Below are 22,520 nucleotides of genomic sequence, written 5' to 3'. Positions count from 1 at the left end.
GCATAGGCCCCTCCCTTTGGTGCGGGTTACTCGTAGGTCAAGGTAAACGGCAGTTGGCCGTTCGCAGCACCTGGCTTGATCTCATCGCCGTTCACCACATAACCGGCGCGCAGGTCCAGTTTGGCGGTGTAGATTTCTTTCCCTTCTTCGCCGGTTTTCACCAAGTCACCCGAGATGGTTTCGTTCGCGGAGATGTTCACCAGCGTGTTGCTGCCGTTATAAATACCGATGCCCACGCCCGTTGCGCCACCGGTGACTTTCAGCAGCGAGTTTTTCTTGCTGTCGATACCGGAGCCACTGTTCGGGTCGAACTGCATGCTCACGGTCTTCAGGCCGTTTGCGGTGCCGCCGCAGTCCAGGTTCAGGCTGATGCTCTTACCGCCGACGATGGCAGAGCTACCACCAGCGGTGCCGGCGAGCGAGTCGGTGCTGACCTTGCCGAGGTTGACATCAATGGTCTGGTTACCCTTGCTGCCGCCAACGCTGGAGCCGGCGCCGGCACTGATGGCGCAGGACGCCGCGATGATTTCGCCCTTGAAATCGATGGTGCCATCCGCCGCGAGAGCGGAAGTGCTGACCGCGCCAGCGATAGCCATGGAGACGATGCTTTTGAGAAGTTTGGACATTTCATGTACCTGCTAAAGTTGGAGGTGCAATCTTGTATCTTCACTTCGGTCGTTACAATAAGACCATTCTTAAACTATTGATTGTTCTATGGCTTTGAATAGCTGCTAATACTTTTTTGCCTGATAAGATTTCAATAAGAAGATTCTTAAAATTTGATCGGGTGGTATGAAGCTGTCGGAATGCCTGTCGGCAGCTAAACAAAATGATCGCCGCCAAAATCTTCGATTTCTATATCTAAGCACCTGTTTTTCATGGGTTAATCGTCATGGGTATCAGGTTGGAGTCGAAGGTTTAAGCGTGCAGGGTAAACTATCAATGCAACTAGATAGAGCATGAGTGGCGTCTTGAATACTATCGGGCCAGCTATCTATATGCCGCAGTAAGAGGTGGCGCGGAGGCAGGCGTATGTATTCGGTACGCCCGGGGGAGAGCAACTTTTTGATGTGGGGGCTAAGTCAGGCGGCTCTTCTATTTTAGAGTTAAGACTAATCTTACGGCTGCGCGGAAAGTTGGAGATAAAGTGCGGGAAGTCTCTAAGCAATTCGATTTTTAACCGCCTGTTTGCCTGGGTCCGTGTTGAACAGGGCGCAAAAAAATGCCCCGATCGCTCGGGGCACTCTTGTTTTGGTCCACAGACTCAGATTCAGTGCAGCTTGAGGCGTGGCTCGGTGCCGCGGCCGATCCGGCTGCCGAGCATCAGCATGGCGGTCCGGAACGGGCCGTAGAGCGCCATCTGGTGCATGCGGTACAGCGACACATAGAACATCCGCGCCAGCCAGCCTTCGAGCATCACGCTGCCGGTCAGGTTGCCCATCAGGTTGCCCACGGCGGAAAAACGCGACAGCGAGATCAGCGAGCCGTAGTCGGTGTATTTGTACTCCGGCAGGGCCTTGCCTTCGATACGCAGTTTCAGCGACTTGGTCAGCAGCGATGCTTGCTGGTGAGCCGCCTGGGCCCGCGGTGGAACGTTGCGATCGGTGCCCGGTTGCGGGCAGGCGGCGCAGTCGCCAAAGGCGAAGATGTTCTCGTCGCGGGTGCTCTGCAGGGTCGGCAAGACCTGCAGCTGGTTGATGCGGTTGGTTTCCAGGCCGTCGATGTCCTTGAGGAAGCCCGGTGCGCGAATCCCGGCGGCCCAGACTTTCAGGCTGGCGGCAATCACCTGGCCATCGGCGGTAATCAGGCTGTCGGCGGTGACTTCGCTGACCGCGGCATTGGTCATGACCTTGACCCCGAGTTTTTCCAGGGTCTTGTGCACCGGGCCGCCGATCCGCTCCGGCAGGGCCGGCAGTACCCGTGGCCCAGCCTCGATCAGGGTGATGTGCATGTTTTCCGGCTTGATCCGGTCCAGGCCGTAGGCCGCCAGTTCATGGGCGGCGTTGTGCAGCTCGGCGGCCAGTTCGACGCCCGTGGCACCGGCACCGACGATGGCCACGCTGATCTGCTCCACGACATCGGTCTGCCCGGCATGGGCGCGCAGGTAGTGGTTGAGCAGTTGCTGGTGGAAGCGTTCGGCCTGTTTGCGCGTGTCGAGGAACAGGCAGTGCTGGGCGGCGCCCTGGGTGCCGAAGTCGTTGGTGGTACTGCCCACGGCAATCACCAGGGTGTCGTAGCCCAGCTCACGAGCGGGCAGCAGCTCCACGCCGTTTTCGTCGTAGGTGGCGGCCAGCTGGATCTTCTTCTGCTGGCGATCGAGCCCGCTCATGCGGCCCAGCTGGAACTCGAAATGGTTCCATTTGGCTTGGGCGACATAGTTGAGTTCGTCTTCGGAAGAGTTCAGCGAGCCGGCGGCCACTTCGTGCAGCAAGGGCTTCCAGATGTGGGTCAGGTTCGCGTCGACCAGCATCACACTGGCGGTGCCGCGCTTGCCCAGAGTCTTACCCAGACGGGTAGCCAACTCCAGACCGCCGGCGCCGCCGCCAACGATGACAATACGATGAGTCATGGGGATATCTCGCAAGGCTAAAAGAAATCGGTACGGTTACCCGAGCGAGCGCGATGCAGCTCATAGCGTCAGGTAGCTGATAAGTCGGCTCAGCAAGCCCAGGCCAATGGTGATGGTCACGACTATCACGAGGAGCATCCACGGCCGGAAGGGCCGGCGCTCGACTCGGTGCTGGGCCAGTTGCAGGTATTCTTCGACATGGCGTTGGTCGTCGGGGTTCAGGCGGCTGGTCATAAAAAGCCTCGTCAGCTAGACGTTGCGAAAAGTATGAAGGTTACAGCGCAGTGCCATCTTGTCGGGCTATGCGGCATGGAACGGAGCATAGCTGCTCGCGGATGCCGGCCTTGTCATCCCGTGAATGATTGCGCTTTGTAACACTCACGCGGTGTTTGCGCCATGCCACGAATGGCCTGAAGAGGCCCGGGAAATTCCGCTCCAGGTGGCCTACAGGCTGATACCGACATCGAAGAGGATGCTGCGTCCCAGGTTGCCGCGCAGGAAGTCCGGCGCGTCGGGGTGGGCGAACAGCACGCGGGCGAAGGTCGGCCCGACCAGCGACAACGAGCGCCAGCCCTGGCGCAGGTATTCGGTCGGCGGCGGGAAGTGGCTGTTGAGGTCCAGCACTTCGCGCTTGAGGCTGGCGAAGGCGATGATGTCCAGCTCCCCCAGGTCCATGCCGCGTTCCTTGTAGTTGTGGGCTTTCTTGCGCAGGGTCGGGGCCAGCCTGAGCAACAGTTCGTTGGCCGGAATGCGCTTGGGCTTGGCCTCGCGGCGCACCAGCTGGCTGAGGGAGAAGGCACTGCGGCGCCGTTGCAACTCGTCGCGCCATTCGTCGTTGAGGCGGCGGCCTTCGTCCAGCACGAAGAACACCTCGAAACAGGCCTCGCGAAACAGTACGTCCGGCGGCTCCTGCCCGGCGGGCGTGAACTCGTCGGCACGGTAGGGGATGTTCAAGCCTTGCAGCAGGCGTTGGCAGACCCAACGCTCACGCTCCCATTTGCGCGCATTGGACAGGAACGCGTTGGCTTGTTCGGCCTGAATGGTGAGCAGGCGCAAGTAATCTGAGTCATCCATAGTCCAAGCTTAGCGTCCAAACGCTGATCCAAGAAATACACTCTGCCGGGTCGGCGGGGGCTGGCTGCACTTATAACGGATAAGTGTGACATCAGGTCAACCCTTTGCCGCTCGTTCAGGCCCGCCAGGGTTTCAGCCAGAGCCCCAAGGCGATCAGCAAGAGCAGCCCGGCCGCTGTGCTGAGCCCCAGTTGCAGCCAGACATTCAACAGCGGATGCAACAGCAGCGCCGCCGCGCTCAGCAGGACGGCGCTGACTGCCCAGCGCACCGGCCAGTTGATCAGGGTGAGCAATTGCTGGCGCTGCATCAGCAACAGGTTGGTCAGGAGCACGCCGCCGAGGGCCGCCAGAGGAATCGCGGTCAGCCCCAGGACCAGCGGCAGGCCCGCCAGCAGCAAGGCGTTGAGCAGGCTGCCGAGCAGTTCGCAATGCAGTGGCGTGCTGGTATCACCGGCAGCATAGGCGTAACGGGCGAGCATGGCGTTCCAGGCGCCGAACACCAGGGACACGGCGAACCAGCCCAGCAGCGCCGGCAGCGGGCCGTCGGCGCTCTGGGCGGGCAGCAGCCAGTGGATCAGCGCCGGGCTGGCGCCCACCAGGCCGAGCGCGGCTGGCAGGCTCAGCAGGGTCGCGGCGTCGAGCCCCCGATGCAGCAGCCCCAGGCGCTGATCGCCGGACTTGCCGCTCATCAAGCCAAGCAGGACCTGGTTGAGACTCATCAAGGCAATCAGCGGCAGGTTGATCAGCTTGCGCGCCAGGTTGACCCAGGTCACCACGCCTTCGCCCAGGTAGCTGGCGACCAGCCGTTCCACCAGCGCCAGGCCCTGGCTGGCCAGGTTGCTGGTCAACAGCGGGCCGAGGCGGCCGAGCAGTTCCCGGCCGGCACCGGCGTCCCCACGGACTTGCCAGGGGCGCCAGCCGGTCTGCCAGACCGCCGGCACCAGCGACAGGCACATCAGCAGGCTGCCGAGGAAAAATGCCAGCGAAAGGCCGGAGCCAAGGCTCGCCTGGCCGTAGAAAAACAGGTAAAGCACCGGTGGCAGGTTGAACAGCAGCGAGCCTAGCCCCGGCAGGACAAAACGCTGCCGGGCGTGCAGCGGGATGCTGAACAGCGCATGCATGAGCAGGCCGGGGATGCAGGCGGCCAGGCTGCGCAGGTTGGCGGCGGCTTCGGCCTGGGCTGCGCTGTCGAGCCCGGGGCCGATCAGGCGGATCCACAACGGCGCGCTCAAGGCCAGCAGGGCATACAGCCCCAGCCCCAGGCCCAGCAGGCGTGGGCACAGGCCGGCCAGCCAGGCGTGCTGGCGCTGGGCGTCGCGCTCCTGATAGAGCGGCAGGGCCGCGGCCGCGAGAATGCCGGCGGCCAGGGTCATGCGCAGGGCTTCGGGAATGAACACCGCGACCAGGAACGCATCGCTGCGGCTGCCCGCGCCCCAGGCCGCCACCAGCAGCCATTCGCGGGCAAAACCGGCGAGCAGCCCGGCGAGGGTCGCCAGGGTCAGCAGCAGGGTGCTGCCGAGCATCAATAGAACAGGGTGAACAGGCCTTTGCCACCCACCTTGTAGTTCAGGTCGTGAGGGCGCTCGCCCATGGGTTTGGCACCGCTGCCGCCGATGATCTTGTAGGGGGCAACGGCCTTGGCCACGAGGGTGTTGGCGGTCACTACGGCCCCGCGACCGATATGCGAGCCATGGGCGAGCAGCGCCCGGGTGGCGATCCAGGCGTAGTCATCGATGTAGATGGGCGCGGACACCGACCAGAACTCGGGGCTCATCGGGTCATGGCCGCCGGCGAGAATCAGCACGTGAGAGGCGATCGTCACATGATCGCCGATGATCAGCCCGGCCCGGGCGTCGATCTGACAATGCCAGGCGATCACGCTGTCATCGCCGATCACCAGGTTCTCCACCCCCAGCACCTCGGTGTTGCGCCAGATGGTCGAGCCCTTGCCGATTTTCGCGCCGCCCAGGCGCAGCCAGGCGATGCGCACGTGATGGCTGGGGATCTTGTTGATCAGGATGTTGTAGGCCTGCTCCCAGGCCCGCAGCCAGCGGTCCTTGAGGGTGGCCAGGTTCTTGCCGTAGCGCGGCACCAGGGTGGTGGGGATGTCCTGCTTCAAACGACCATACAGGCGCCGGGCCAGGGGATGTTCGATGATCTGTTCGATGTCCACCGAGCAAACGCTGTAGCGCGCCTGCTCGCCGTCGCCCTCGACGAACAGCACGTCGTTGTTCAGCCCCCAGCTGTAGGCCTCGAGCAGTTCATCGTGGCTGACGCCCAGCTCCGAGGCCAGGGCAGGCAGGCGTTCCGGCAGATCCGCAGAATGGAAAATACGATGTTTCATGCTTGGCGATCCTTGGGGTTGATGAGGGGGAGGGTGATGGCTGGGCGCAACCGGACCTGTTGCAGGCTCATGCCCATCAACAGCCAGAACAGACCGATCAGCACGAAAGTGAAGCTGAAGTAGTGGTCGAACAAGCCCGTCAGCAAGGCCGCCAGCAGGCCGGAAATGCACCCCAGCCACAGCGCGTTGTCGGCAGTCACCTGACGGATCGGCGCCAGCGGGCGCACCTCGCGCCACCACAACAGGGTGACGGCGATGAACAGCAGCATCCCCGGAATGCCAATCTTGTAGATGAAGTTCAGCCACAGGTTGGAGATGCCCGGCAGGTCGGTGCCCGGTACCGGCGGGTCGACCTTGAAGCCGATGCCCAGCGGGTAGCGCATCATCGCTTCGGGGAATTTCGCGTACTCGTCGAAACGCACTTCGGTACTGGCGTTGGTTGCCGAGAACATGGTCATCAGGCGTTCCTGCAGCGGCGGGTAGAACATCACCAGGGCCACCGCGAAGGCCGCCCCGAGGCCGATGATCCGGCCGCTGTAGGGCACGCGTTTGTAGGTCAGCCAGATCAGCACCAGGGCCAGGGCCAGGATCGCCCCACGGGAAATACTCAGCAGCAGCCCCGCGCAACCGAGGATCGCCACCGCCAGCCCCAGGGCCCGGCGCGCGCCGGTGCGGGTCCAGCCATAGAGCAGCGCCAGGGGAATGAACAGCACCAGCACGCCGCCCGTGAGGTTGGGGTGAACCCAGGGCGACGCCATGCGCTGGTAGTTGGCGGAGAAGATGTCCTTCACCGCTTCCGGGTGGGCGTACTTGAGGTCGGTGAGGATCGGGATCATCGACATCGCATTGCGCGACTTGATGAACATGCCGATCGACAGCAGCAGCATCAGCAGAGTGCCCAGCAACAGGGCGATCACCACTTTGTCGCGGTCGGCATCGGTACGCAGCAGCAGCGGCACCATGAACAGCAGCGACAGGTTCATCAGCCAGCGCACCCAGTTCACCGGGCCGTTGCCATCGGCATGAATGATCAGCATGCCCCAGACAAAGGGAATGGCGCTGAACAGCATCAGCCAGACCATGGCCCGCTCGGTGGGGCGCCAGAGCATGAGGTTGCGGGTCTTGCCGATGAACGATTGCCAGAACAGCCCGACCCACGTCAGGCCGAGCACCGCTTCACTGACCGTGGTGCGAATCCCCAGCTGCAGCGTGGTGTAGGGAATGCAGGTGGCCAGCACGGCGAAGATCAGCAGGCCCCACAGCGGCTTGCGGATCAGCGTCAGGGTCACGGCCAGGCCGATCACCACGAAAATGACTTTTGCCGGTGGCAGGGCCCACAACAGGATCCCGAAGATCAACCCCAGGGTCAGGCCAATGAATTTTCCTGGCAGCATCAGTGAAAGAGCCCTGTGAGCAAGGTGTCGAGGCGCTGGCGGTGGGCCGGCTCGGCAAATTGCCGGGCCCAGTCGCGCAGGCTGTCCGGATCGGGTCTGGCGCTGTCCTGCGCCTGTTCGATCAGCGCATTGCGCAGGCTGGCGCGATCGCGGGCATTGAAGCGCCGCGCGCCGGGTGGCGTGACCTCGTCGAGCGCCGACCCCCTGGCCACCGCGACCGGCGTGCCCTGCCACAGCGCTTCGACCACCGGCAGGCCGAAGCCTTCGGCGTAGGAGGGCTGCCACAGGCAGTCGGCATGCCGGTACAGGGCCTGCAACTGCTCGTCGCTGACGCCGTTGACCCAATGCAGGCCGGGCAACTGGCTCAGGTTCGCGGGCAGGTCGCTGGCATGGCCGACCAGGACCAGCTCCGGTACTTGCGGGTTCTCCTGGCGGCAGCGCTGCCACTGCTCGATGAAGAACGGCATGTTCTTGCGCGGCTCCCGTGTCCCGACGGCCAGCCAGTAACGCTCGGGCAGGCCCGTCGGCAGTGGGCCGATGACACCCTGGAACTCCGGCACCAGGTTGTTCAGCACGCGGAATTTCGGCCGCGCCCAGGGAAACAGCCGGGCCGCCTCGCTGCAGGAAAACCGCGAAGGGCACCAGACCTCATCGGCAACCCAGATCGACCAGGCGATCGACACGGCGTCGATCAGCCGATAGGCCATGGCCTTGAGCTGCGAGCGGTGGAAGTTGCGCTGGGTCAGCTGGAACAGGTCATGGAGGATCAGCACATAACGGGTGCCTGCCGGCTTGTGGCCGATGGGCAGGCCCATGTTGGCGGTGGCGATATACAGGTCGACCGACTGCTCGCGAATGGTCGCCGGCAAGAATTTGCGTTCGAAGCGCAGGCGCACGCCGGGGCGTTGCACGCCATCGAGGGGGCTCGGCCAGGCCGGGCAAAAGGCGGTCTGGCGTTGTTCATGCTCCAGTGGCGCTTCGCTCACCAGCAGCAATTCGGTGTCTTCACGGGCACGCAGGGCCTGTTCCAGGGCCTTGACCTGACGGGCGATGCCCGAGGAGGGAGCGACCGTGGCCGGACGATAATCGAGGGCTACACGCATGCGGGATGCTCCTGTGTGGAGGGCAGAGTCCGGTAGATCTGTTCCAGTTCGTCACCGGCCACGGCCCAGTCGTGATGCTGGCGGGCATACAGGCGGGCTGCGCCGGCCAATTGGGCGGCGAGGGTCGGCTCGCTCAACAGGCGAATCACGGCATCGGCCAGGGCCTGGGCATTGTCGCCTGCCAGGTAATGTTCCTCGGGGCGGATGGCCAGGCCCGAGGCGCCTTGCGCGGTGCTGACCAGCGGCAGGCCGGCGGCCATGGCTTCGAGCACCTTGAGCTTGGAGCCGCCGCCCTGGCGTAACGGCGCGATGAACAGCGCGCAGCGTCGTTGCAGGTCGGGCAGGTCCGGCACGAAGCCGACCCACTCGATGCGGCTGTCGGTCCAGCGTTCGGCCCAGTTGCTCGGCAAGGCATACCCGGCCACCGCCAGGCGCGCCTCGGGGCAGTGGTTCCAGACCCGCGGGAAAATCTCGTCGAGCATCCACTGCACGGCGTCCAGGTTCGGCGCGTATTCGTAGTTGCCGACGAACAGCACCCGCTGGCTCTGCGGGTCGGCCGAGACCTCGGCAAAGCTGCGGCTGTCGACGCCGTTGACCACCACCTCGACCGGGGTACGGGTCAGCTGGCGCATGGCCCGGGCGTCGCTTTCGGTCACCGCGACCACCTGGCGGGCCGAATCGAACGCCTTGCGTTCCCACTGCCGGCAGCGCCATTGGTCATAGCGCACGAAGAGACTGGCCCAGGCCGGGAAGCGGTCATAGGTCGCGCCGCCCAGGCTGGATTCGAGGTTGTGCTCGGTGAGCACGAAGTCCCGGCCGGCCCGCCGCAGCGGTTGCAGATAGGGTTGCAGGCTGTAGCTGTGCTCGACCTGGATCACATCCCAGGGCTCCTGCAGCAGGCTGTCGAAGCGCTCGCGCAAGGGGCGCGACACACCGTTGACCGTGGTCAGCAGCGGCCAGGGCGCGAACAGCCCGGCCAGCAGCGTGACCGGGTGTTTCAGTGGGCGCCGGGGCACCACGATCAGGCGTTCCAGCCAGGGCTCGAGGGCGGCGCGGGTGGCGGCATCGGCCTCGGTTTTCGACTGCACCAGCAAGGTGATGCGGTGACCCCGCTCGCTCAAGGTCCGCAGCAAGTGAAACTGGCGAGTCTTGCCACCGCTGGTCATGGGCCAAGGCAGGTAGGGGAGAATCCAGAGAATCTTCACGTACGGCACTCCAGGTCGAGATCGATTACCACACGAGAATCTGCAGGGACGATTTCACGGCCGGCTGGATGCCGTCCGCGGCGTCGAGACTGGCCCGGGTTCCGCTGAGCGGATCGTAGAGCTCGGCCTGGTGCACTTGCGGCAATTTGATGGTGCCGGCCTTGGCGCTCCAGAACATCAGCAGGCGTTTACCGTCGTCGCGGGTCCAGGACACGCTGTAGAAGGTGTCGGGCAGGTTCGCAAGCTCCGGTGTCTTGCCGGGTTTGAGGCGCGCGCCGGTAATCTCGAGAAAACGCGCGAGCGCCTTGTACACCGGCTTGGGTTCGCCGTTGAGGTCGAGCAGGCCGTAATGCTGGTCGCGAGCCGAGGCGCGCGAGTCGAGATCGGAAAGGGCGAAGAGAAAGATCCGCTCGTAGTCCTGGTCGCTCATCAACGCCAGGCGACGCAGGGTGTAGTCGGCCTGGCCGTCGACGCCGATCAGCCGCTGCATCTCCTTGGGCCCGGCGTAGCTCGACCAGCCCCACTCGGTGGCCCAGACCCTCTTCAGGCCGGCGCCGTGCAGCATGTCGTTGAGCTGCTTGCCGCGCAGCAGCACTTCGTTCTTGCCCGGCTCATCGCTTTCCGGGATTTCCGAATACGGGTGATAGGCGGCGACCATGCCCAGGCTCTGCACGCCCAGTTCGCCGAGTTTCTCGAACATCAGCGCGTTGCGCTGGGTCGGCATCTGGCTGTAGTAGGCCATGCCGCCCATGACCTGGATCTTGTCCGGCGCCACCTGGTTCAGCGCCTGATGGGTCGCCAGCAGCAGCTCGCCGTAGCCCTTGGCATCGGGTTTCGGCCGCCAGTTGTTGGGTATGTTCTGCTCGTTCCACACCTGCCAGGCGTCGATGTCCGGGTAACGCTGGGCCAGCATGGCCATGCGCGTGGCGAAGACTTTCGGATCGCGCGGTGGGTACTGATCCTGGAACGGCCCGCCTTTGGGGGCGGTGGTCACGAAGGGCGCCGAGCCTACGAGGTAGAACAGCGACTTGAGTTTCGAGTCGCTCAGGGTCCGGTCCAGTTCGTCGAGGGTGCTGAGTTGATAACCCTCTTCGGTGGGTTCGAGCCGATCCCAGTGCAGGTCGACCCGCACCCATTGCAGGCCGAGCTGCTTATAGGCGGCGATCTGTTTGCGGTATTGCTGCGGGGTGAACCACAGGAAATGCGCATTGACCCCCAGGTAGTCCTTCCACACCAGGGTGCGATCGGGGGCCAGGTTGATCGGCGTGGCATCGACCTGTTCGCTGAGCAGCAGGGCGCCGCCTACCGCCAGCGCGGCGACCAGTGGCAGATAGCGCAATAGCGGGCGACGTTTAAGGCCTGGTCGGGTCTTCATTTCGATCGCTCCTTGCACACTTCGTTGAACAGTTCGGCGAAGCGCCGCGCGGTGGCGCTCCACTCGCGTTGTTGCCCGGCCTCGCTGGCCCGCGCGGCCCACTGGCGGGCCAGTTCGGGCTCCAGCACCAGGCGGCTCAGGTGCTGGCTCAGCGCTTCGACATCGCCTTGCTGATAAGTCACGCCATTGCCGCCGGCAACCTCCTCGGCAAAGGCCCGGGCATTGGAGGTGACGACCCCGCGACCGCAGGCATTGGCCCAGGACAGGGCGCCGCTGGTGCCGCGCATCTGGCCGAGCCAGGCGAGTTTTTTCGATTCCCGGTACGGCAGCACCATCACATGGTGGGCCTGGATGGTGCGGGCGATCTCGGTGGACGGCAGGTCCAGTTGCCAGTCCACCACATCGTCCAGCTGCAATTCGCGAATGCGCTGGCGCAGGCCGTCGAGGTAGTTGCCGGCCGGATCGAAGGTCATTTCCGGGGCGGTGCCGCCGGCCAGGGTCAGGCGGACCTGGCCACGGCACTGCGGGTTGGCCGCCAGGGTGCGGGCCAGGGCTTCGATCAGGTCTTCGATGCCCTTGCCGCGGTAGATGAAGCCGAAGTACAGCAGGCGCAACGGCACCAGCGGCGGCAGTTCGGCCGCGGGGATCGGCAGGTTGCCGTGGGCGATCACCGCCACCTGTTGCGGTCGCAGGCCCATGCGCTGGCGCAGGCAGTCGCCGCCCAGCCGGGTCAGGGTAATCAGCCGGCGCATGCCGCGGGCCAGGCGCCGCTCTTCGCGCAGGGTCAGCGGGTCGGCAAGCAGCGCCGCCGCTTGCGGCAGCGGGTGCGGCAGGCGTTCGAGCAGGGTCAGTGGCCAGAACAGCCGGGCGCGCCGCCAGATCAGGCGCTCCGGGTCATGTACGGTGGCCGTGCGCGGGATCAGTGGTTGTTCGCTGCTCAGGTAGTCGAGCGCCTGGAATTCGCCGAAGCGGCCACCGCCGAGTTCGGCGTGTACCAGGTCGACGCCCGTCCAGTCGAAGGCGCGCAGGAGCGTCAGTTGCTCCGCTGGATCGTGACAGCCGGCCAGCGGCGTCAACACTTCGATGCCAAGGCCGCGCAGCGCATTGCTGAAATGCGCGGCGTAGTCGGCGATACCGGTCTGTTCCGGCGGCAGCGGGGCCAGCAAGGCGATACGCATCAGGCCGCACCGCGCCAGCTGTTGATCCGCTCCAGCACCCTGGACGGTACTTCGAAGCGGCGACGGTTGAGGATCAGCCCGTCGACCTTGCCGAAGGCGGTAGTCAGCAACGACATTGCATTTTCGATCATCGGCACGGTGCTGGTCCGAGCCTCGATCACCAGGGCGATCAGGTCGGCGCGGCGCAGGATCAGGAAGGCCTCCTGGTTCGACAGCAGGGCCGAGGCATCCAGCAGCAGGACTTCACCGGGCTGGGCCGGCGCGCTGTCGTTGACCCGCACGCGCTGGCCGCGCTCTTCCAGCAGGCGGCGCAGGCGTTCGAGGATGAAACTCACGCCTTCGCCATGGCGCGCCGAGGTCAGGCCCAGGGTCAAGCCCTGGCTCTCGATGCGGTCCATGGGCAACAGGCTGTAGAGCCGGTAGATGCTCGCGGTCATGGCGGCGGGCGTGGCGTCCTCGAGGTCCGGCACGCTGCCCCACAGCGGCACCTGGAACAGCTCTGGCAGGCGCGAGCCGTCGTGGATGCGCTGGTCCAGCAGGTAGCAGACATAGATGGTCAGCAAACCCACGGCGATGCCCGCGGGAATGGCGAACAGCAGGATCAGCAGGCTCTTGGGGAAGACCCGCGCCGGGTTGAATGTGGCGTGCTCGATGATCGCGATGTTGCTGATCTGGCTGCTGTCGAGCTCGTGGTCGATACGCGCCTGTTCCAGGTTTTCCGAGTACAGCGCGTAGCTCTTTTCCGCGGTACGCAACTGCTGGGTCAGGCGGTTGAGTTCGGGCTCGTCGGTCAGTACCCGGTCGCGCTCGGTACGCAGGGCAGCCAGGGTCTTGTCGTAGTTCTCGATCTGCCCGGTCAGCCGGCGCTGTTGCAGCTGGGCATCGATGACCTGCTGCTTGACGTTGGTCACCAGGCTATTGGGCGCGATGTTCTTCGAGCGCTCCAGGCGGCTCTCTTCCTGTTCGCTGAGGGCCTGCAGGTCGTGGATGTTCTGTTCGATCTGCTTGACCGCCGGCGCCTCGGGCAAATAGGTGCGCAGCAAGCGCGCGCGTTCCACCTGCAGGGTGTTGAGCTGGCGCTTGAGGTCGAGCTGGGTCGGGTTGAGGCTGGTCTCGCGACTGGTCACCACTTCGACGGGCTGATCGAGGATCTGCTGGCGGGCGTTGATCAGGAAGCTGCTGATCCCGGACAGCTGGTTCTGCGCATTGACCCGGGCGTCGGTCAGGCGGTCGATCTGGCTGGTGAGGTTTTCCAGGCGGGCATCGACGCTGATCGAATCGATCTGCTTCAGGCGGCCCTGCAATTGCTCCTTGAGGCTGAGGATCTGCGCGGCCACCTTGTTGCCTTCGCCCTCATAGAAGGCATAGAGGCTCTTGCGACCGAGCACCCGGGCGCGCTCCTCGAGGAAGGTGTCGACCCAGATCTTCACCACCTGCTGGGCGATTTCCGGGTCGTCCCAGGTAAAGCTGATATCGATTACCGACGAACCCGCTTCGTGGCTGGCCTGGAAGTTCTTTTCCAGGCGGGTCGCCAGGCGGTCCTGCGGGCTCTGCGGTTCCGACAGGCCGACCAGTTGCAGCAGGCTGCGCAGCGCATCGATGGCCGTGCCCATGGCCTTCTTGGCGTAGAACTTGAGGGTCTTCCAGAAACCCTGGGGTTCGGCGGCCGCGCTCAGTTCCAGGTAGCGTTGGGCGACGATGTGCACGATGGGGCGACCGGTGAGCATCTTCTCCTCATCGACGATCGGGTCGTGCTGGGTGCTGGGCGAGATCAGCGTCTGGCGATTGCCGGCTTCGATCGGCACCGTGGTGCTGTCGCGCCCGGGCTTGACCAGCAGGCGCGCGTCCGACTCGTAGCGCGTCGGCAGCAGGAAGGCGCCCAGCACCGCGACCACGATAGTGGTGATGACCGCCAGCTTGAACTCGCGGCGGAAGATGAAGAACAGGCGCAACAGGTCGCGTAGAGAGCGTATTTCGATCACGGGATCACTCCGTTGAAAGTACTTGTAGCCGTGGCTGATGGAGGCCGATCAAACGCTGTTTACTGCCCCGTCCCGGTACCGGTGGAACTGCTGGTGAAGTTGTTGATCGTGTTGCCGCTGTTCTTCACTTCCTGATCATTCAGGTCGTAGTTGAAGCCCAGGCCGATCCCCTTGTTGATCGGGAACAGCTTGGTGAAGTACATGTCCACCGCTTCCACCGTGCTGCCGATGGTCGATTGCGGCACGTAGATCAGGTCGCCGCGCTGCAGGGCGACCAGCGGATGATCGGGGTTGCTGAGCATGCTGCCGAGGTCGACGAAGTACATCTTGTACTTGCCGTCGGGACCGGTCCTGAGCAGGGCGATGTTGGAGCTGTCGGCCGAGGGCAGCACGCCACCGGAGCTGAGTAGGGCCTGTTCTACCGACACGGTGCCGGCCAGGTTGAAGAACGACGGGTTGGCCACCGCGCCGCCGATGAATACCCGGTTGCTCGGGGCAATGGCGATGTTCACGGTCACTTCGGGCTCGCGGTAGACACGGGTGTAGCGTTTGGTGATTTCCTTGCCCAGGTCTTCCGGGGTCAGCAGCGCGGCCTTGATCCGGCCGATGTTGGGCATCGAGATGAAACCGTCCGGTCGCACCACGAACATCGTCATGTCGTCGGAGCTGGCCGGCTCCTGGGCATCGCGCACGATGCGCAGGGTGTCGCCGCTCTGGATCAGCACCTGGGCGGGCGGCAGGTCGGCCAGGGTCAGTGCCGCCGCGTGGCGGGCCTTGAGGGTGTCGCCGTCGGGGAGCGCGACATGGGCGGGGGTCGAGCAGCCGCCCAGCCACAGGGTGGCGGTCAGGATGCTCAACAGACAAAGCCGGGAAGGTCGGTTAATAGTCATCATGACAGCTCAGGTCCAGTAGTTTGAGAACATGCTCAAGCGACGCTTGAGCGGTGTCGGCAGATGCTGTTCGGCGTGGCCGAGGCGATAGCCCAGCAGCTTCAGCGCGCTGCGCAGCAGCACTTCGGGTACACGTTGCAACTGGCCGGCGTCACGCAAGGCGCGCAACTCGGCTTGGACGTAACGCTTGCCTTCTCCACCCGCGCTGCCAAAGGCTTCGCGGATCCAGGGCTCACGGCCATAAAACACGCCGATATCGAAATAACGGCGGAACTCCTGCATCAGACTGTAGCTGTGTGAATGCTGTACGCACGCACTGGCGGCGTAGCGCACCAGATAACCGTTGAGCAGCATGCGCGCCGCGACGTGGGCGTCCTCGCCGCCGATGACGTCCTCGGGAAAGCCACCCACCGCTTGCAGAGCGCTGCGCCGGTAGACGGAAAACGAGTCCGAACTGAAGCAGGTCTTGATCCCCAGCTCCCCGGCGTCGGCCAGGCTTTTGCTGCGGCTCTGCGGGCTGTAGTTGAAGTGGCGCGACTGCGCCTCGAGAATCCCGGCCCCGGGATGCGGCAACTGACGACCGTAGGCGAGGCCGATCCGCGGGTCTTCTTCCAGTTCCTGGATCAGGTTGGCGAAGGTCTGGGGCGTGGCCGGAATCGCATCCTGGGTCAGCAGGATCAGTGCATCGGCATCCACCTGCTCGCTCGCCCAGCGGCGGGTGCCGCCATGGTTGAACTGCTGGGCGGCGATGACCTCCACCCGGGCGCCGAACTGCTGGAAGCGGCTGACGGTGTCGTCCGTCGAGCTGCTGTCGACCACCAGCACCGTGTCCGGTTGCAGCGTCTGCGCGGCCAGAGCCGGGAGCAACCGCTCGAGATGCGGTGCGGCGTTGCGGGCGGGAATGATCAGCGCCACTTTCATCATGGTTTTACCTGCGCCGGGGCACGGCCGTAGACGTCTTCGAAACGCACGATGTCGTCTTCGCCCAGGTACTCGCCGCTTTGCACTTCGATCATCACCAGGTCGATGATCCCGGGGTTGCTCAGGCGGTGTTTATGGCCGGCGGGGATATAGGTGGACTCGTTGCTGTTGAGCAGGACCTCCAGGTCGCCATTGGTGATCAGGGCCGCGCCGCTGACCACTATCCAGTGCTCGCTGCGGTGATGGTGCATCTGCAGCGACAGCGATTCCTTGGGCTTGACCATGATGCGCTTGATCTTGAAGCGGCTGCTTTCCTCCAGCACGGTGTAGGTCCCCCACGGCCGGGTGACCGTGCGGTGCAGGCTGTAGGCACTGTGGCCGAGGCGCTTGAGTTCGGTGACGATATGGCGCACGTCCTGGGTCCGCGAGGCATCGGCCACCAGCAGCGCATCGGGGGTGTCGACGATGATCAGGTCGCTGACGCCGACGGCGCCGAGCACCCGCTTGGGCGAATCGATATAGCAATTGCGCACGTCATGCAGGATGGCTTCGCCGTTGACCTGGTTGCCGGCGGCGTCGCTCGGGGTCAGCTGGCGCAGCGCATCCCAGGAACCGATGTCGCTCCAGCCGAGGTCGCAGGGCACCACGGCGACCCGCTCGGAGCGCTCCATCAGGGCCACGTCGATCGAAACGTCCGGGGCGCGGGCCAGGCTGTCGGCGTCGAGTTCACGCTGGCGGCAGTGCTTGTTGTCCAGGGTCATGCCTTGTTCCAGGCAGGCCTGGGCGGCGCTCAGCACCTCGGGAGCATGCAGGGTCAGCTCTTGCAGCAGGGTATCGGCGCGGAAGCAGAACATCCCGGCGTTCCACAAGTAGTTGCCGCTGTCGACGTAGGCCTGGGCGGTGGCCAGGTTGGGTTTCTCGACGAAGCGTGCGACCTGGAAACCTTCCTTCAGCGCCGGGCCCTGTTCGATGTAGCCAAAACCGGTCTCGGGTTTGTCGGGCTGAATGCCGAAGGTCGCCAGATAACCTGCTTCGGCAAGGCTGCGCGCCTTGCCCACGGCTGCGGCGAAGGCATCCTGGTCGAGAATCAGGTGGTCGGCCGGAAGAATCAGCAACTGCGCCTCGTCGCCCCAGTACTCGCGCACATGCAGGGCCGCCACGGCAATGGCCACGGCGGTGTTGCGCCCGAACGGCTCGAGCAGCAGGTCGAGGCCCAGCTTGCCCTGATTGACGTTGCGGTACTCGTCCAGCGAGCGGAACAGCAGCTCGCGGTTGGTCACCGTGACCACGCAGCTGACGTCCGCCAGGCTGCTGGCGCGGACGAAGGTCTTTTGCAGCAGGCTCTGCCCATCGCGCATGCGTATGAATGGCTTGGGCATGTTCTGCCGAGAGACTGGCCACAGGCGCGAGCCAGAGCCGCCGGAAATAATGCAGGGGATCAATCCAGTGAATGCGCTCATCAGTAGACTTCCTTCGTCGAGAGGACGGCCGGAACCGTCATGAAAACGATGTACAGATCCAGCCAGACCGACCACTTGGAGATGTAATCGAGGTCGTACTCCACTCGTTTCTGGATTTTCTGCAGGGTGTCGGTTTCTCCCCGGTAGCCATTGATCTGCGCCCAGCCGGTGATCCCGGGCTTGACCCGATGGCGCGAGCTGTATTCGCGCACCGCCTGTTCGAACGGCACTCCCGCCGCCTTGGTGGCGGTGGCGTGTGGGCGAGGCCCGACAATCGACATGTTGCCCATCAGCACGTTGAACAGCTGGGGCAGCTCATCGATGCTGGTCTTGCGAATGAAGCGTCCGACCCGGGTGATCCGCGGGTCTTCCCGGGTGGTCTGCCGTTCGGCATTGAGGTCCGCCTGCTCGACATACATCGAGCGGAACTTGAACACGCGGATCAGCCGGTCGTTGTAGCCGTAGCGTTTTTGCCGGAACAGCACGGGGCCCTTGGAATCGAGTTTCACCGCCACGGCAGTGGCCAGCAGCACTGGGGACAACAGGACCAGGCCCAGCAGGGCGAGCAGGATGTCTTCGCAGCGCTTGATCAGCGGCGCCCAGCCGCGCAATGGCAGCTCGGACGTGTTGAACATCAGGATGCCGCCGACATCGGTCATGCGGTTGTGGCCAAAGCGCAGGGTGGTGATGTCGGGCACCAGGGCGACATTCACCGACAACTGCCGCAGCCGTTGCACCAGTTCGCCGATGCGCGCGTGCGCGGCCCAGGGCAGGGCGATCAGCACCTGATTGACCTGCTCGGAACGGATCAGCTCTTCCAGGTTCTGGGTGTTACCCAGAAAGGGCAGGTCGCAGAAGGCCTTGGGCACGCGGTCGCTGCGATCGTCGATGAAACCGATCAGGCCGGAGCGGATATCGCCGTGGCGCTGCATGTGTTCGGCAAGGAACAGCGCGCTCTCGCTGAAACCGAGGATCACCGTGCGTTGCAGGTATTTGCCCCTGGCCATCCACGAATGGAACAGGCGCAGCAGAAACAGACGCTCGATGCCAAACAGCACGAGGCTGGCGATGAACCAGACAGCCAGGTCCCGCAGACTGAAGACCGGCAGCAGGTGCAGCCCCAGGTACATGACCAGCAGGATGCAGAAGGCGGAGGTCCAGGCCACCAGCATCGTGCGCAGACGCAGGCGATTGCTGAAGAACTCTTCGGAGTAGACCCCCTGGGCCTGGAACAGGATGACGGTGATGACGGCAAAGAACAGCAGCAGGCCAAGTACGGTTGGCCAGATATCCGCACTGGCGGATTCAAGACTCAGGAGCAGCAGGATTCCAGGCAGGGCGGCGGACAGGGCGTGCGTCAGTTTTACCCCCGAAATGAAGAGTTCCATGAATCCGGTTCGGGTCAGGAACCTGCTATCAATCGATTTCGTAAGCATCGAATCCCGTCGTTGCCAGGTAAGAACCCAGCTCTGTTAAGGGTAAAGCCACTACAGAGGCAGGCTGAAAAAACTAAGGCTTACTGCAAAAAAGTCTGTTTTTTGGCGGCCTGTGATGGCCAAACAATACTATTGTTCTGCTTTGATGGTCAACTAATTGACTAATTCTGGCAGATTAACCTTTTTTTTGCATTATGCATCGGTTTTTTGACGGTTTGGCGCATCCAGGACGAACGGAAGCCTGGGCGAGTGTCACGAAGTTGGCTCATTCGTGAGCGAGGGCGTGACGGATAAATGGAGTGTTGTTCAGGGGTCGACTCTTGTCCAACCGGTGGCGATTTATTCCCTTTCGCCCATGATTGCGGGGTTCTTGATGGTTGGCGCGGCCCTCGGGCGAGGCGCTCTGGCGGTGTAGACTGGACGCTGCGAACTCACCGAAGGAAGGGGAAGAAGCTGTGAAGTATTGGTCATTGCTGTTGCTGGGTTGCATGCCATTGCTGGCGCACGCGGTGGAGGTCGGCGAGCGTCTGGCGCCCTGGACCTTGCTCGATCAATTCGACCAGGCCTATAGCCTCGACGGGCAGGCACGGACGCTGCTGGTGGCGCGCAGCATGGACGGCGCCAAGCTGGTAAACGCCGCCTTGCAGGATCGTCCCGCAGGTTATCTGGAGGCCCGGCACACGGTATTCGTCGCGGACATCCAGCGCATGCCGGCGGTGATCGCCAGGATGTTCGCGGTGCCGGCGATGCGTGATTATGGCTACCGGGTCATGCTCGACCGTGACGGGCGGGTGGCGCCGCGCTACGCCGGGGCTGTGGATAAAGTCCTGTGGCTGCAGCTCGACGATGGCCGGTTGGTGGCTCAACGGGAGTACGGCACGGCCGCCGAACTACGCGCAGCGCTGGAGCAGGCGCAACCATGATCAGTGCCGCGCTGCTGTCGCCGCTCACTCTCGGCGTCGGCTGGCTGATCTATGTGCCGGTGCTGGTCTGGGCCGCCTGGCGCGCGCCCTGGGTCGAGCTGTTCAGCGACAGCCGGCGTCAGCATCTGCTGTTCGGTACGGTGTTCGCGTTGTTCATGTTGTGGCTGGTGCGCCGGGATTTCGATACCGGGGTGTCCTATCACTTCATCGGCATGACGGCCGTGACCCTGTTGCTGGACTGGCCGTTGGCGATCGTCGGCGGCCTGATTGCCCAAGTGGGGCTGGTCGCGCTGGGTCGCCAGGACCTGGCGGCGGTCGGCATCAACGGCGCCTTGCTGATCCTGCTGCCGGTGCTGGTCACTGAATGCTGCGCGATCCTGGTGGAGCGCGCGCAGCCGCGTAATCCCTTTGTGTATATCTTCTGTTCCGGTTTTTTTGCCGCCGCCCTGTCGGCCTTGCTGTGCCTGCTGGTGGGCCTGGTGCTGCTGTGGTTCGACGGGCGTTTTGCCATGCCGGAATGGCTGGAGGACTTCGTCGGCTACCTGTGGCTGATCATCTTTCCCGAGGCCTTCATCAACGGCATGGTAGTCAGCGCCCTGGTGGTGTTCTGCCCCGAATGGCTGGAAACCTTCAACCGCACCCGTTACCTGTCGGCGCCGTGGAAGGATGACGATCCGCGTTCTTGATCCATATCAAACACGTTCGGCAGGCACGGTCCCATGCTCGGCAAAAACCGTTCGGGAGCAGGGTCATGAGTGTGTATGAATGGGCGCGGCAGGAAGTACGCAAGAGTCTGGATACTGCGCAGCAAGAGGGTTTCGAACCGGGCTTGAGCCTGCGCGCCCTGCTCAGCGCAGTGGTGCAGGAGAGTCGGCGGGTGCGCAGCGCCGAGGATCTGGCCGACGAGTTGCAGTTTCTCGCGGAGAACCTCGACGATACGCAGGATTACGCTTTCATGCGGCCTTGAGGCTTTTAGTGGGCGCGAGGCGGCAGATCGTCGGAAAACAGATCGTCCTCGGCATCCGGGCTGACCGGAATCTTGTGTTCTTCGGCAGCCCAAGCGCCGAGGTCGATCAGTTTGCAGCGGTCCGAGCAGAACGGACGGTTGACGTTGCTCGCGGTCCATTCCACGGGCGCACCGCAGGTTGGACATTCCACGGTCAGGGGTTGGCTCATGACTGGCCTCCACGCAAGGTAAGGTAAAAGTGATGCAGGCGTTCGACCTCGCTGTGCAGCCAGGCGAGGTCGCGGTCGTTGACCAGCACATCGTCGGCATGGCTCAGGCGGTCTTCGCGGGTCGCCTGGGCCTTGAGAATCGCCTGGATCTGCTGTTCGCTGATCCGGTCGCGTTGCAGGGTCCGCTCGATCTGCAGCTGTTGCGGCACATCGATCACCAGGATCCGCTGGGTCATCGCGTACTGCCCGGACTCGATCAACAGCGGTGACACCAGAATCGCGTAGGGCGACTCGGCACGGGCCAGGTGGGCGGCGATTTCATCGGCAATCAATGGATGCAGCAAGGCTTCCAGCCAGAGGCGTTGTTGCGGCACCTCGAAGATCAGCTTGCGCAGCGCGGCGCGGTCCAGTTGGCCATCGGCCTGCAGCACGCTGTCGCCGAAATGTTCGGCAATGCGGGCCAGGGCCGGGCGGCCGGGTTCCACCACCCAGCGGGCGGCGTGGTCGGCATCCACCACATGAATGCCCAGGTCGATGAAGTGCTGGGCCGCGGCACTTTTGCCACTGCCAATACCGCCGGTAAGGCCGAGGATCCAGGGTTTGAAAACAGGCTTGGTCATCTGAAACCGACAAACTGCAAATAGGAGTCGGTTATTTGACCACCCCAGAGCAAGGCAATCCAGCCGGCAATGGCCAGAAAGGGACCGAAAGGGATAGGCGTGGACATTTGCGCGCGGTTGCGGCGCAGCATGGCGATCCCGGCCAGGGCTCCGGTCAGTGAGGCCAGCAGCAGGGTCATCGGCAGAATCTGCCAACCGCCCCAGGCGCCGAACATGGCCAACAGCTTGAAATCGCCGTGCCCCATGCCTTCCTTGCCGGTCAGCAGCTTGAACAACCAGTACACCGACCACAGGCACAGGTAGCCGGCCACGGCGCCCCACAGCGCATCGTGGAGGCTGACGAACAGGTCGAAGCCATTGACGATCAAGCCCAGCCACAACAGGGGCAGCACCAGCACGTCGGGCAACAGTTGATGATCGGCATCGATCAGGCTCATCGCCAACAGGCCCCAGCTCAGGAACAGCATCAAGCCGGCCTGCCAGCCAAAGCCGAAATGCCAGGCCACGAACGCCGAGGCCAGGCCGCAGGTCAGCTCCACCAGCGGGTAGCGCCGGCCGATCGGGGCCTTGCACGCGGAGCAGCGTCCGCGCAGCAGCAGGTAGCTGAACAGCGGGATGTTTTCCCAGGGGCGGATCGGGTGCGCACAGTTCGGGCACTGGGAGTGCGGGAGCAACAGGTTGTAGGTCGGCCCGGCAGGCTCGTCGGGCAGCCCGAGGATGTCACGGGCCTGGGCGTGCCAGTCGCGTTCGAGCATCTTTGGCAGACGCCAGATCAGCACATTGAGAAAGCTGCCGACAATCAGGCCCAGGATCAGCACCGATGCTACGAAGACCAGCGGGTAGCTGGCCAGGACCTCAGTCAATGACATGT

22 protein-coding genes are annotated in these 22,520 nt (G+C 63.9%); 3 read left to right on the top strand and 19 right to left on the bottom strand.

Annotated features, from left to right (window positions below):
* Positions 1–26: 26 nt before the first annotated feature.
* From C4K27_RS26590 to C4K27_RS26515, 16 genes are all read right to left on the bottom strand, one after another.
* Entirely contained in the window at positions 27–626 is a 600-nt protein-coding gene (locus C4K27_RS26590; RefSeq protein WP_053262721.1) for a fimbrial protein, read from the bottom strand.
* 644 nt (positions 627–1,270) lie between these two features.
* Positions 1,271–2,569: an NAD(P)/FAD-dependent oxidoreductase gene (locus tag C4K27_RS26585; protein ID WP_053262720.1), complete on the bottom strand. Its 1,299-nt coding sequence runs from the start codon at positions 2,567–2,569 to the stop codon at positions 1,271–1,273.
* Positions 2,570–2,629: 60 nt separating this feature from the next.
* Positions 2,630–2,803, bottom strand: coding sequence for a DUF3094 family protein (locus C4K27_RS26580; RefSeq protein ID WP_009050926.1), 174 nt, complete (start codon positions 2,801–2,803; stop codon positions 2,630–2,632).
* Between the two features lie 210 nt (positions 2,804–3,013).
* On the bottom strand, positions 3,014–3,643 hold the full coding sequence (locus C4K27_RS26575; protein ID WP_007924708.1) for a DUF1780 domain-containing protein: 630 nt from the start codon (positions 3,641–3,643) through the stop codon (positions 3,014–3,016).
* A 115-nt stretch (positions 3,644–3,758) separates the two neighbouring features.
* On the bottom strand, positions 3,759–5,165 hold the full coding sequence (locus tag C4K27_RS26570) for a lipid II flippase MurJ (protein ID WP_053262719.1): 1,407 nt from the start codon (positions 5,163–5,165) through the stop codon (positions 3,759–3,761).
* Entirely contained in the window at positions 5,165–5,986 is an 822-nt protein-coding gene (locus C4K27_RS26565) for an acyltransferase (RefSeq protein ID WP_053262718.1), read from the bottom strand. The genes C4K27_RS26570 and C4K27_RS26565 overlap by 1 nt, the downstream gene beginning before the upstream one ends.
* The gene (locus C4K27_RS26560; protein WP_053262717.1) at positions 5,983–7,380 is read right to left on the bottom strand and encodes an O-antigen ligase family protein; all 1,398 of its coding nucleotides are present in this window, start codon (positions 7,378–7,380) and stop codon (positions 5,983–5,985) included. The genes C4K27_RS26565 and C4K27_RS26560 overlap by 4 nt, the downstream gene beginning before the upstream one ends.
* On the bottom strand, positions 7,380–8,483 hold the full coding sequence (locus tag C4K27_RS26555) for a glycosyltransferase family 4 protein (RefSeq protein ID WP_053262716.1): 1,104 nt from the start codon (positions 8,481–8,483) through the stop codon (positions 7,380–7,382). The genes C4K27_RS26560 and C4K27_RS26555 overlap by 1 nt, the downstream gene beginning before the upstream one ends.
* Positions 8,474–9,688 carry a glycosyltransferase family 4 protein gene (locus C4K27_RS26550; RefSeq protein WP_053262715.1) on the bottom strand — a complete coding sequence of 405 codons (1,215 nt, stop codon included), beginning with the start codon at positions 9,686–9,688 and terminating at the stop codon, positions 8,474–8,476. Before C4K27_RS26550 ends, C4K27_RS26555 begins: the two co-directional genes overlap by 10 nt.
* 25 nt (positions 9,689–9,713) lie before the next feature.
* Complete coding sequence (locus C4K27_RS26545) at positions 9,714–11,063, bottom strand: glycoside hydrolase 5 family protein (protein WP_053262714.1); 1,350 nt, start codon at positions 11,061–11,063, stop codon at positions 9,714–9,716.
* A complete protein-coding gene (locus C4K27_RS26540; protein ID WP_053262713.1) occupies positions 11,060–12,241 on the bottom strand; it encodes a glycosyltransferase in 1,182 nt (393 codons plus the stop codon). Before C4K27_RS26540 ends, C4K27_RS26545 begins: the two co-directional genes overlap by 4 nt.
* Positions 12,241–14,223 (bottom strand): GumC family protein, encoded by a 1,983-nt coding sequence (locus tag C4K27_RS26535; protein ID WP_053262712.1) that lies wholly within the window; start codon positions 14,221–14,223, stop codon positions 12,241–12,243. The genes C4K27_RS26540 and C4K27_RS26535 overlap by 1 nt, the downstream gene beginning before the upstream one ends.
* 59 nt (positions 14,224–14,282) lie before the next feature.
* Entirely contained in the window at positions 14,283–15,116 is an 834-nt protein-coding gene (locus C4K27_RS26530) for a polysaccharide biosynthesis/export family protein (RefSeq protein WP_053262711.1), read from the bottom strand.
* 6 nt (positions 15,117–15,122) lie between these two features.
* Positions 15,123–16,034 (bottom strand): glycosyltransferase family 2 protein, encoded by a 912-nt coding sequence (locus C4K27_RS26525; RefSeq protein WP_053262710.1) that lies wholly within the window; start codon positions 16,032–16,034, stop codon positions 15,123–15,125.
* Positions 16,034–17,494 carry a mannose-1-phosphate guanylyltransferase/mannose-6-phosphate isomerase gene (locus tag C4K27_RS26520; RefSeq protein WP_053262709.1) on the bottom strand — a complete coding sequence of 487 codons (1,461 nt, stop codon included), beginning with the start codon at positions 17,492–17,494 and terminating at the stop codon, positions 16,034–16,036. The genes C4K27_RS26525 and C4K27_RS26520 overlap by 1 nt, the downstream gene beginning before the upstream one ends.
* Positions 17,494–18,930, bottom strand: coding sequence for an undecaprenyl-phosphate glucose phosphotransferase (locus tag C4K27_RS26515; protein WP_053262708.1), 1,437 nt, complete (start codon positions 18,928–18,930; stop codon positions 17,494–17,496). Before C4K27_RS26515 ends, C4K27_RS26520 begins: the two co-directional genes overlap by 1 nt.
* 455 nt (positions 18,931–19,385) lie before the next feature.
* Between C4K27_RS26515 and C4K27_RS26510 the strand changes: the two genes are divergently transcribed.
* From C4K27_RS26510 to C4K27_RS26500, 3 genes are all read left to right on the top strand, one after another.
* The gene (locus C4K27_RS26510) at positions 19,386–19,853 is read left to right on the top strand and encodes a hypothetical protein (RefSeq protein WP_053262707.1); all 468 of its coding nucleotides are present in this window, start codon (positions 19,386–19,388) and stop codon (positions 19,851–19,853) included.
* Entirely contained in the window at positions 19,850–20,539 is a 690-nt protein-coding gene (locus C4K27_RS26505; RefSeq protein WP_053262706.1) for an energy-coupling factor ABC transporter permease, read from the top strand. The genes C4K27_RS26510 and C4K27_RS26505 overlap by 4 nt, the downstream gene beginning before the upstream one ends.
* Before the next feature lie 65 nt (positions 20,540–20,604).
* Positions 20,605–20,820 carry a hypothetical protein gene (locus tag C4K27_RS26500; RefSeq protein WP_053262705.1) on the top strand — a complete coding sequence of 72 codons (216 nt, stop codon included), beginning with the start codon at positions 20,605–20,607 and terminating at the stop codon, positions 20,818–20,820.
* A gap of 5 nt (positions 20,821–20,825) precedes the next feature.
* Here the strand turns inward: C4K27_RS26500 and yacG are convergent, their stop codons facing one another.
* From yacG to C4K27_RS26485, 3 genes are read right to left on the bottom strand one after another with little or no spacing between them, the layout of a single operon-like run.
* Complete coding sequence (yacG, locus tag C4K27_RS26495; protein ID WP_009045670.1) at positions 20,826–21,029, bottom strand: DNA gyrase inhibitor YacG; 204 nt, start codon at positions 21,027–21,029, stop codon at positions 20,826–20,828.
* The gene (gene coaE / locus C4K27_RS26490) at positions 21,026–21,649 is read right to left on the bottom strand and encodes a dephospho-CoA kinase (protein WP_009045669.1); all 624 of its coding nucleotides are present in this window, start codon (positions 21,647–21,649) and stop codon (positions 21,026–21,028) included. Before coaE ends, yacG begins: the two co-directional genes overlap by 4 nt.
* Positions 21,646–22,518 carry a prepilin peptidase gene (locus C4K27_RS26485; protein WP_053262704.1) on the bottom strand — a complete coding sequence of 291 codons (873 nt, stop codon included), beginning with the start codon at positions 22,516–22,518 and terminating at the stop codon, positions 21,646–21,648. Before C4K27_RS26485 ends, coaE begins: the two co-directional genes overlap by 4 nt.
* Positions 22,519–22,520 lie beyond the last annotated feature (2 nt).

Origin of the sequence: Pseudomonas chlororaphis subsp. chlororaphis, from assembly GCF_003945765.1 — a bacterium.
GTDB lineage: Bacteria > Pseudomonadota > Gammaproteobacteria > Pseudomonadales > Pseudomonadaceae > Aquipseudomonas > Aquipseudomonas chlororaphis.
This window is presented reverse-complemented; position numbering and strand designations above follow the sequence as displayed.

Bases quoted from the DNA above. Each gene is read 5' to 3' on its own strand.
- C4K27_RS26590 (WP_053262721.1), bottom strand. From the start codon at position 626: ATGTCCAAACTTCTCAAAAGCATCGTCTCCATGGCTATCGCTGGCGCG.
- C4K27_RS26585 (WP_053262720.1), bottom strand. From the start codon at position 2,569: ATGACTCATCGTATTGTCATCGTTGGCGGCGGCGCCGGCGGTCTGGAG.
- C4K27_RS26580 (WP_009050926.1), bottom strand. From the start codon at position 2,803: ATGACCAGCCGCCTGAACCCCGACGACCAACGCCATGTCGAAGAATAC.
- C4K27_RS26575 (WP_007924708.1), bottom strand. From the start codon at position 3,643: ATGGATGACTCAGATTACTTGCGCCTGCTCACCATTCAGGCCGAACAA.
- C4K27_RS26570 (WP_053262719.1), bottom strand. From the start codon at position 5,165: ATGCTCGGCAGCACCCTGCTGCTGACCCTGGCGACCCTCGCCGGGCTG.
- C4K27_RS26565 (WP_053262718.1), bottom strand. From the start codon at position 5,986: ATGAAACATCGTATTTTCCATTCTGCGGATCTGCCGGAACGCCTGCCT.
- C4K27_RS26560 (WP_053262717.1), bottom strand. From the start codon at position 7,380: ATGCTGCCAGGAAAATTCATTGGCCTGACCCTGGGGTTGATCTTCGGG.
- C4K27_RS26555 (WP_053262716.1), bottom strand. From the start codon at position 8,483: ATGCGTGTAGCCCTCGATTATCGTCCGGCCACGGTCGCTCCCTCCTCG.
- C4K27_RS26545 (WP_053262714.1), bottom strand. From the start codon at position 11,063: ATGAAGACCCGACCAGGCCTTAAACGTCGCCCGCTATTGCGCTATCTG.
- C4K27_RS26540 (WP_053262713.1), bottom strand. From the start codon at position 12,241: ATGCGTATCGCCTTGCTGGCCCCGCTGCCGCCGGAACAGACCGGTATC.
- C4K27_RS26530 (WP_053262711.1), bottom strand. From the start codon at position 15,116: ATGATGACTATTAACCGACCTTCCCGGCTTTGTCTGTTGAGCATCCTG.
- C4K27_RS26525 (WP_053262710.1), bottom strand. From the start codon at position 16,034: ATGAAAGTGGCGCTGATCATTCCCGCCCGCAACGCCGCACCGCATCTC.
- C4K27_RS26520 (WP_053262709.1), bottom strand. From the start codon at position 17,494: ATGAGCGCATTCACTGGATTGATCCCCTGCATTATTTCCGGCGGCTCT.
- C4K27_RS26515 (WP_053262708.1), bottom strand. From the start codon at position 18,930: ATGCTTACGAAATCGATTGATAGCAGGTTCCTGACCCGAACCGGATTC.
- C4K27_RS26505 (WP_053262706.1), top strand. From the start codon at position 19,850: ATGATCAGTGCCGCGCTGCTGTCGCCGCTCACTCTCGGCGTCGGCTGG.
- C4K27_RS26500 (WP_053262705.1), top strand. From the start codon at position 20,605: ATGAGTGTGTATGAATGGGCGCGGCAGGAAGTACGCAAGAGTCTGGAT.
- yacG (WP_009045670.1), bottom strand. From the start codon at position 21,029: ATGAGCCAACCCCTGACCGTGGAATGTCCAACCTGCGGTGCGCCCGTG.
- coaE (WP_009045669.1), bottom strand. From the start codon at position 21,649: ATGACCAAGCCTGTTTTCAAACCCTGGATCCTCGGCCTTACCGGCGGT.
- C4K27_RS26485 (WP_053262704.1), bottom strand. From the start codon at position 22,518: ATGTCATTGACTGAGGTCCTGGCCAGCTACCCGCTGGTCTTCGTAGCA.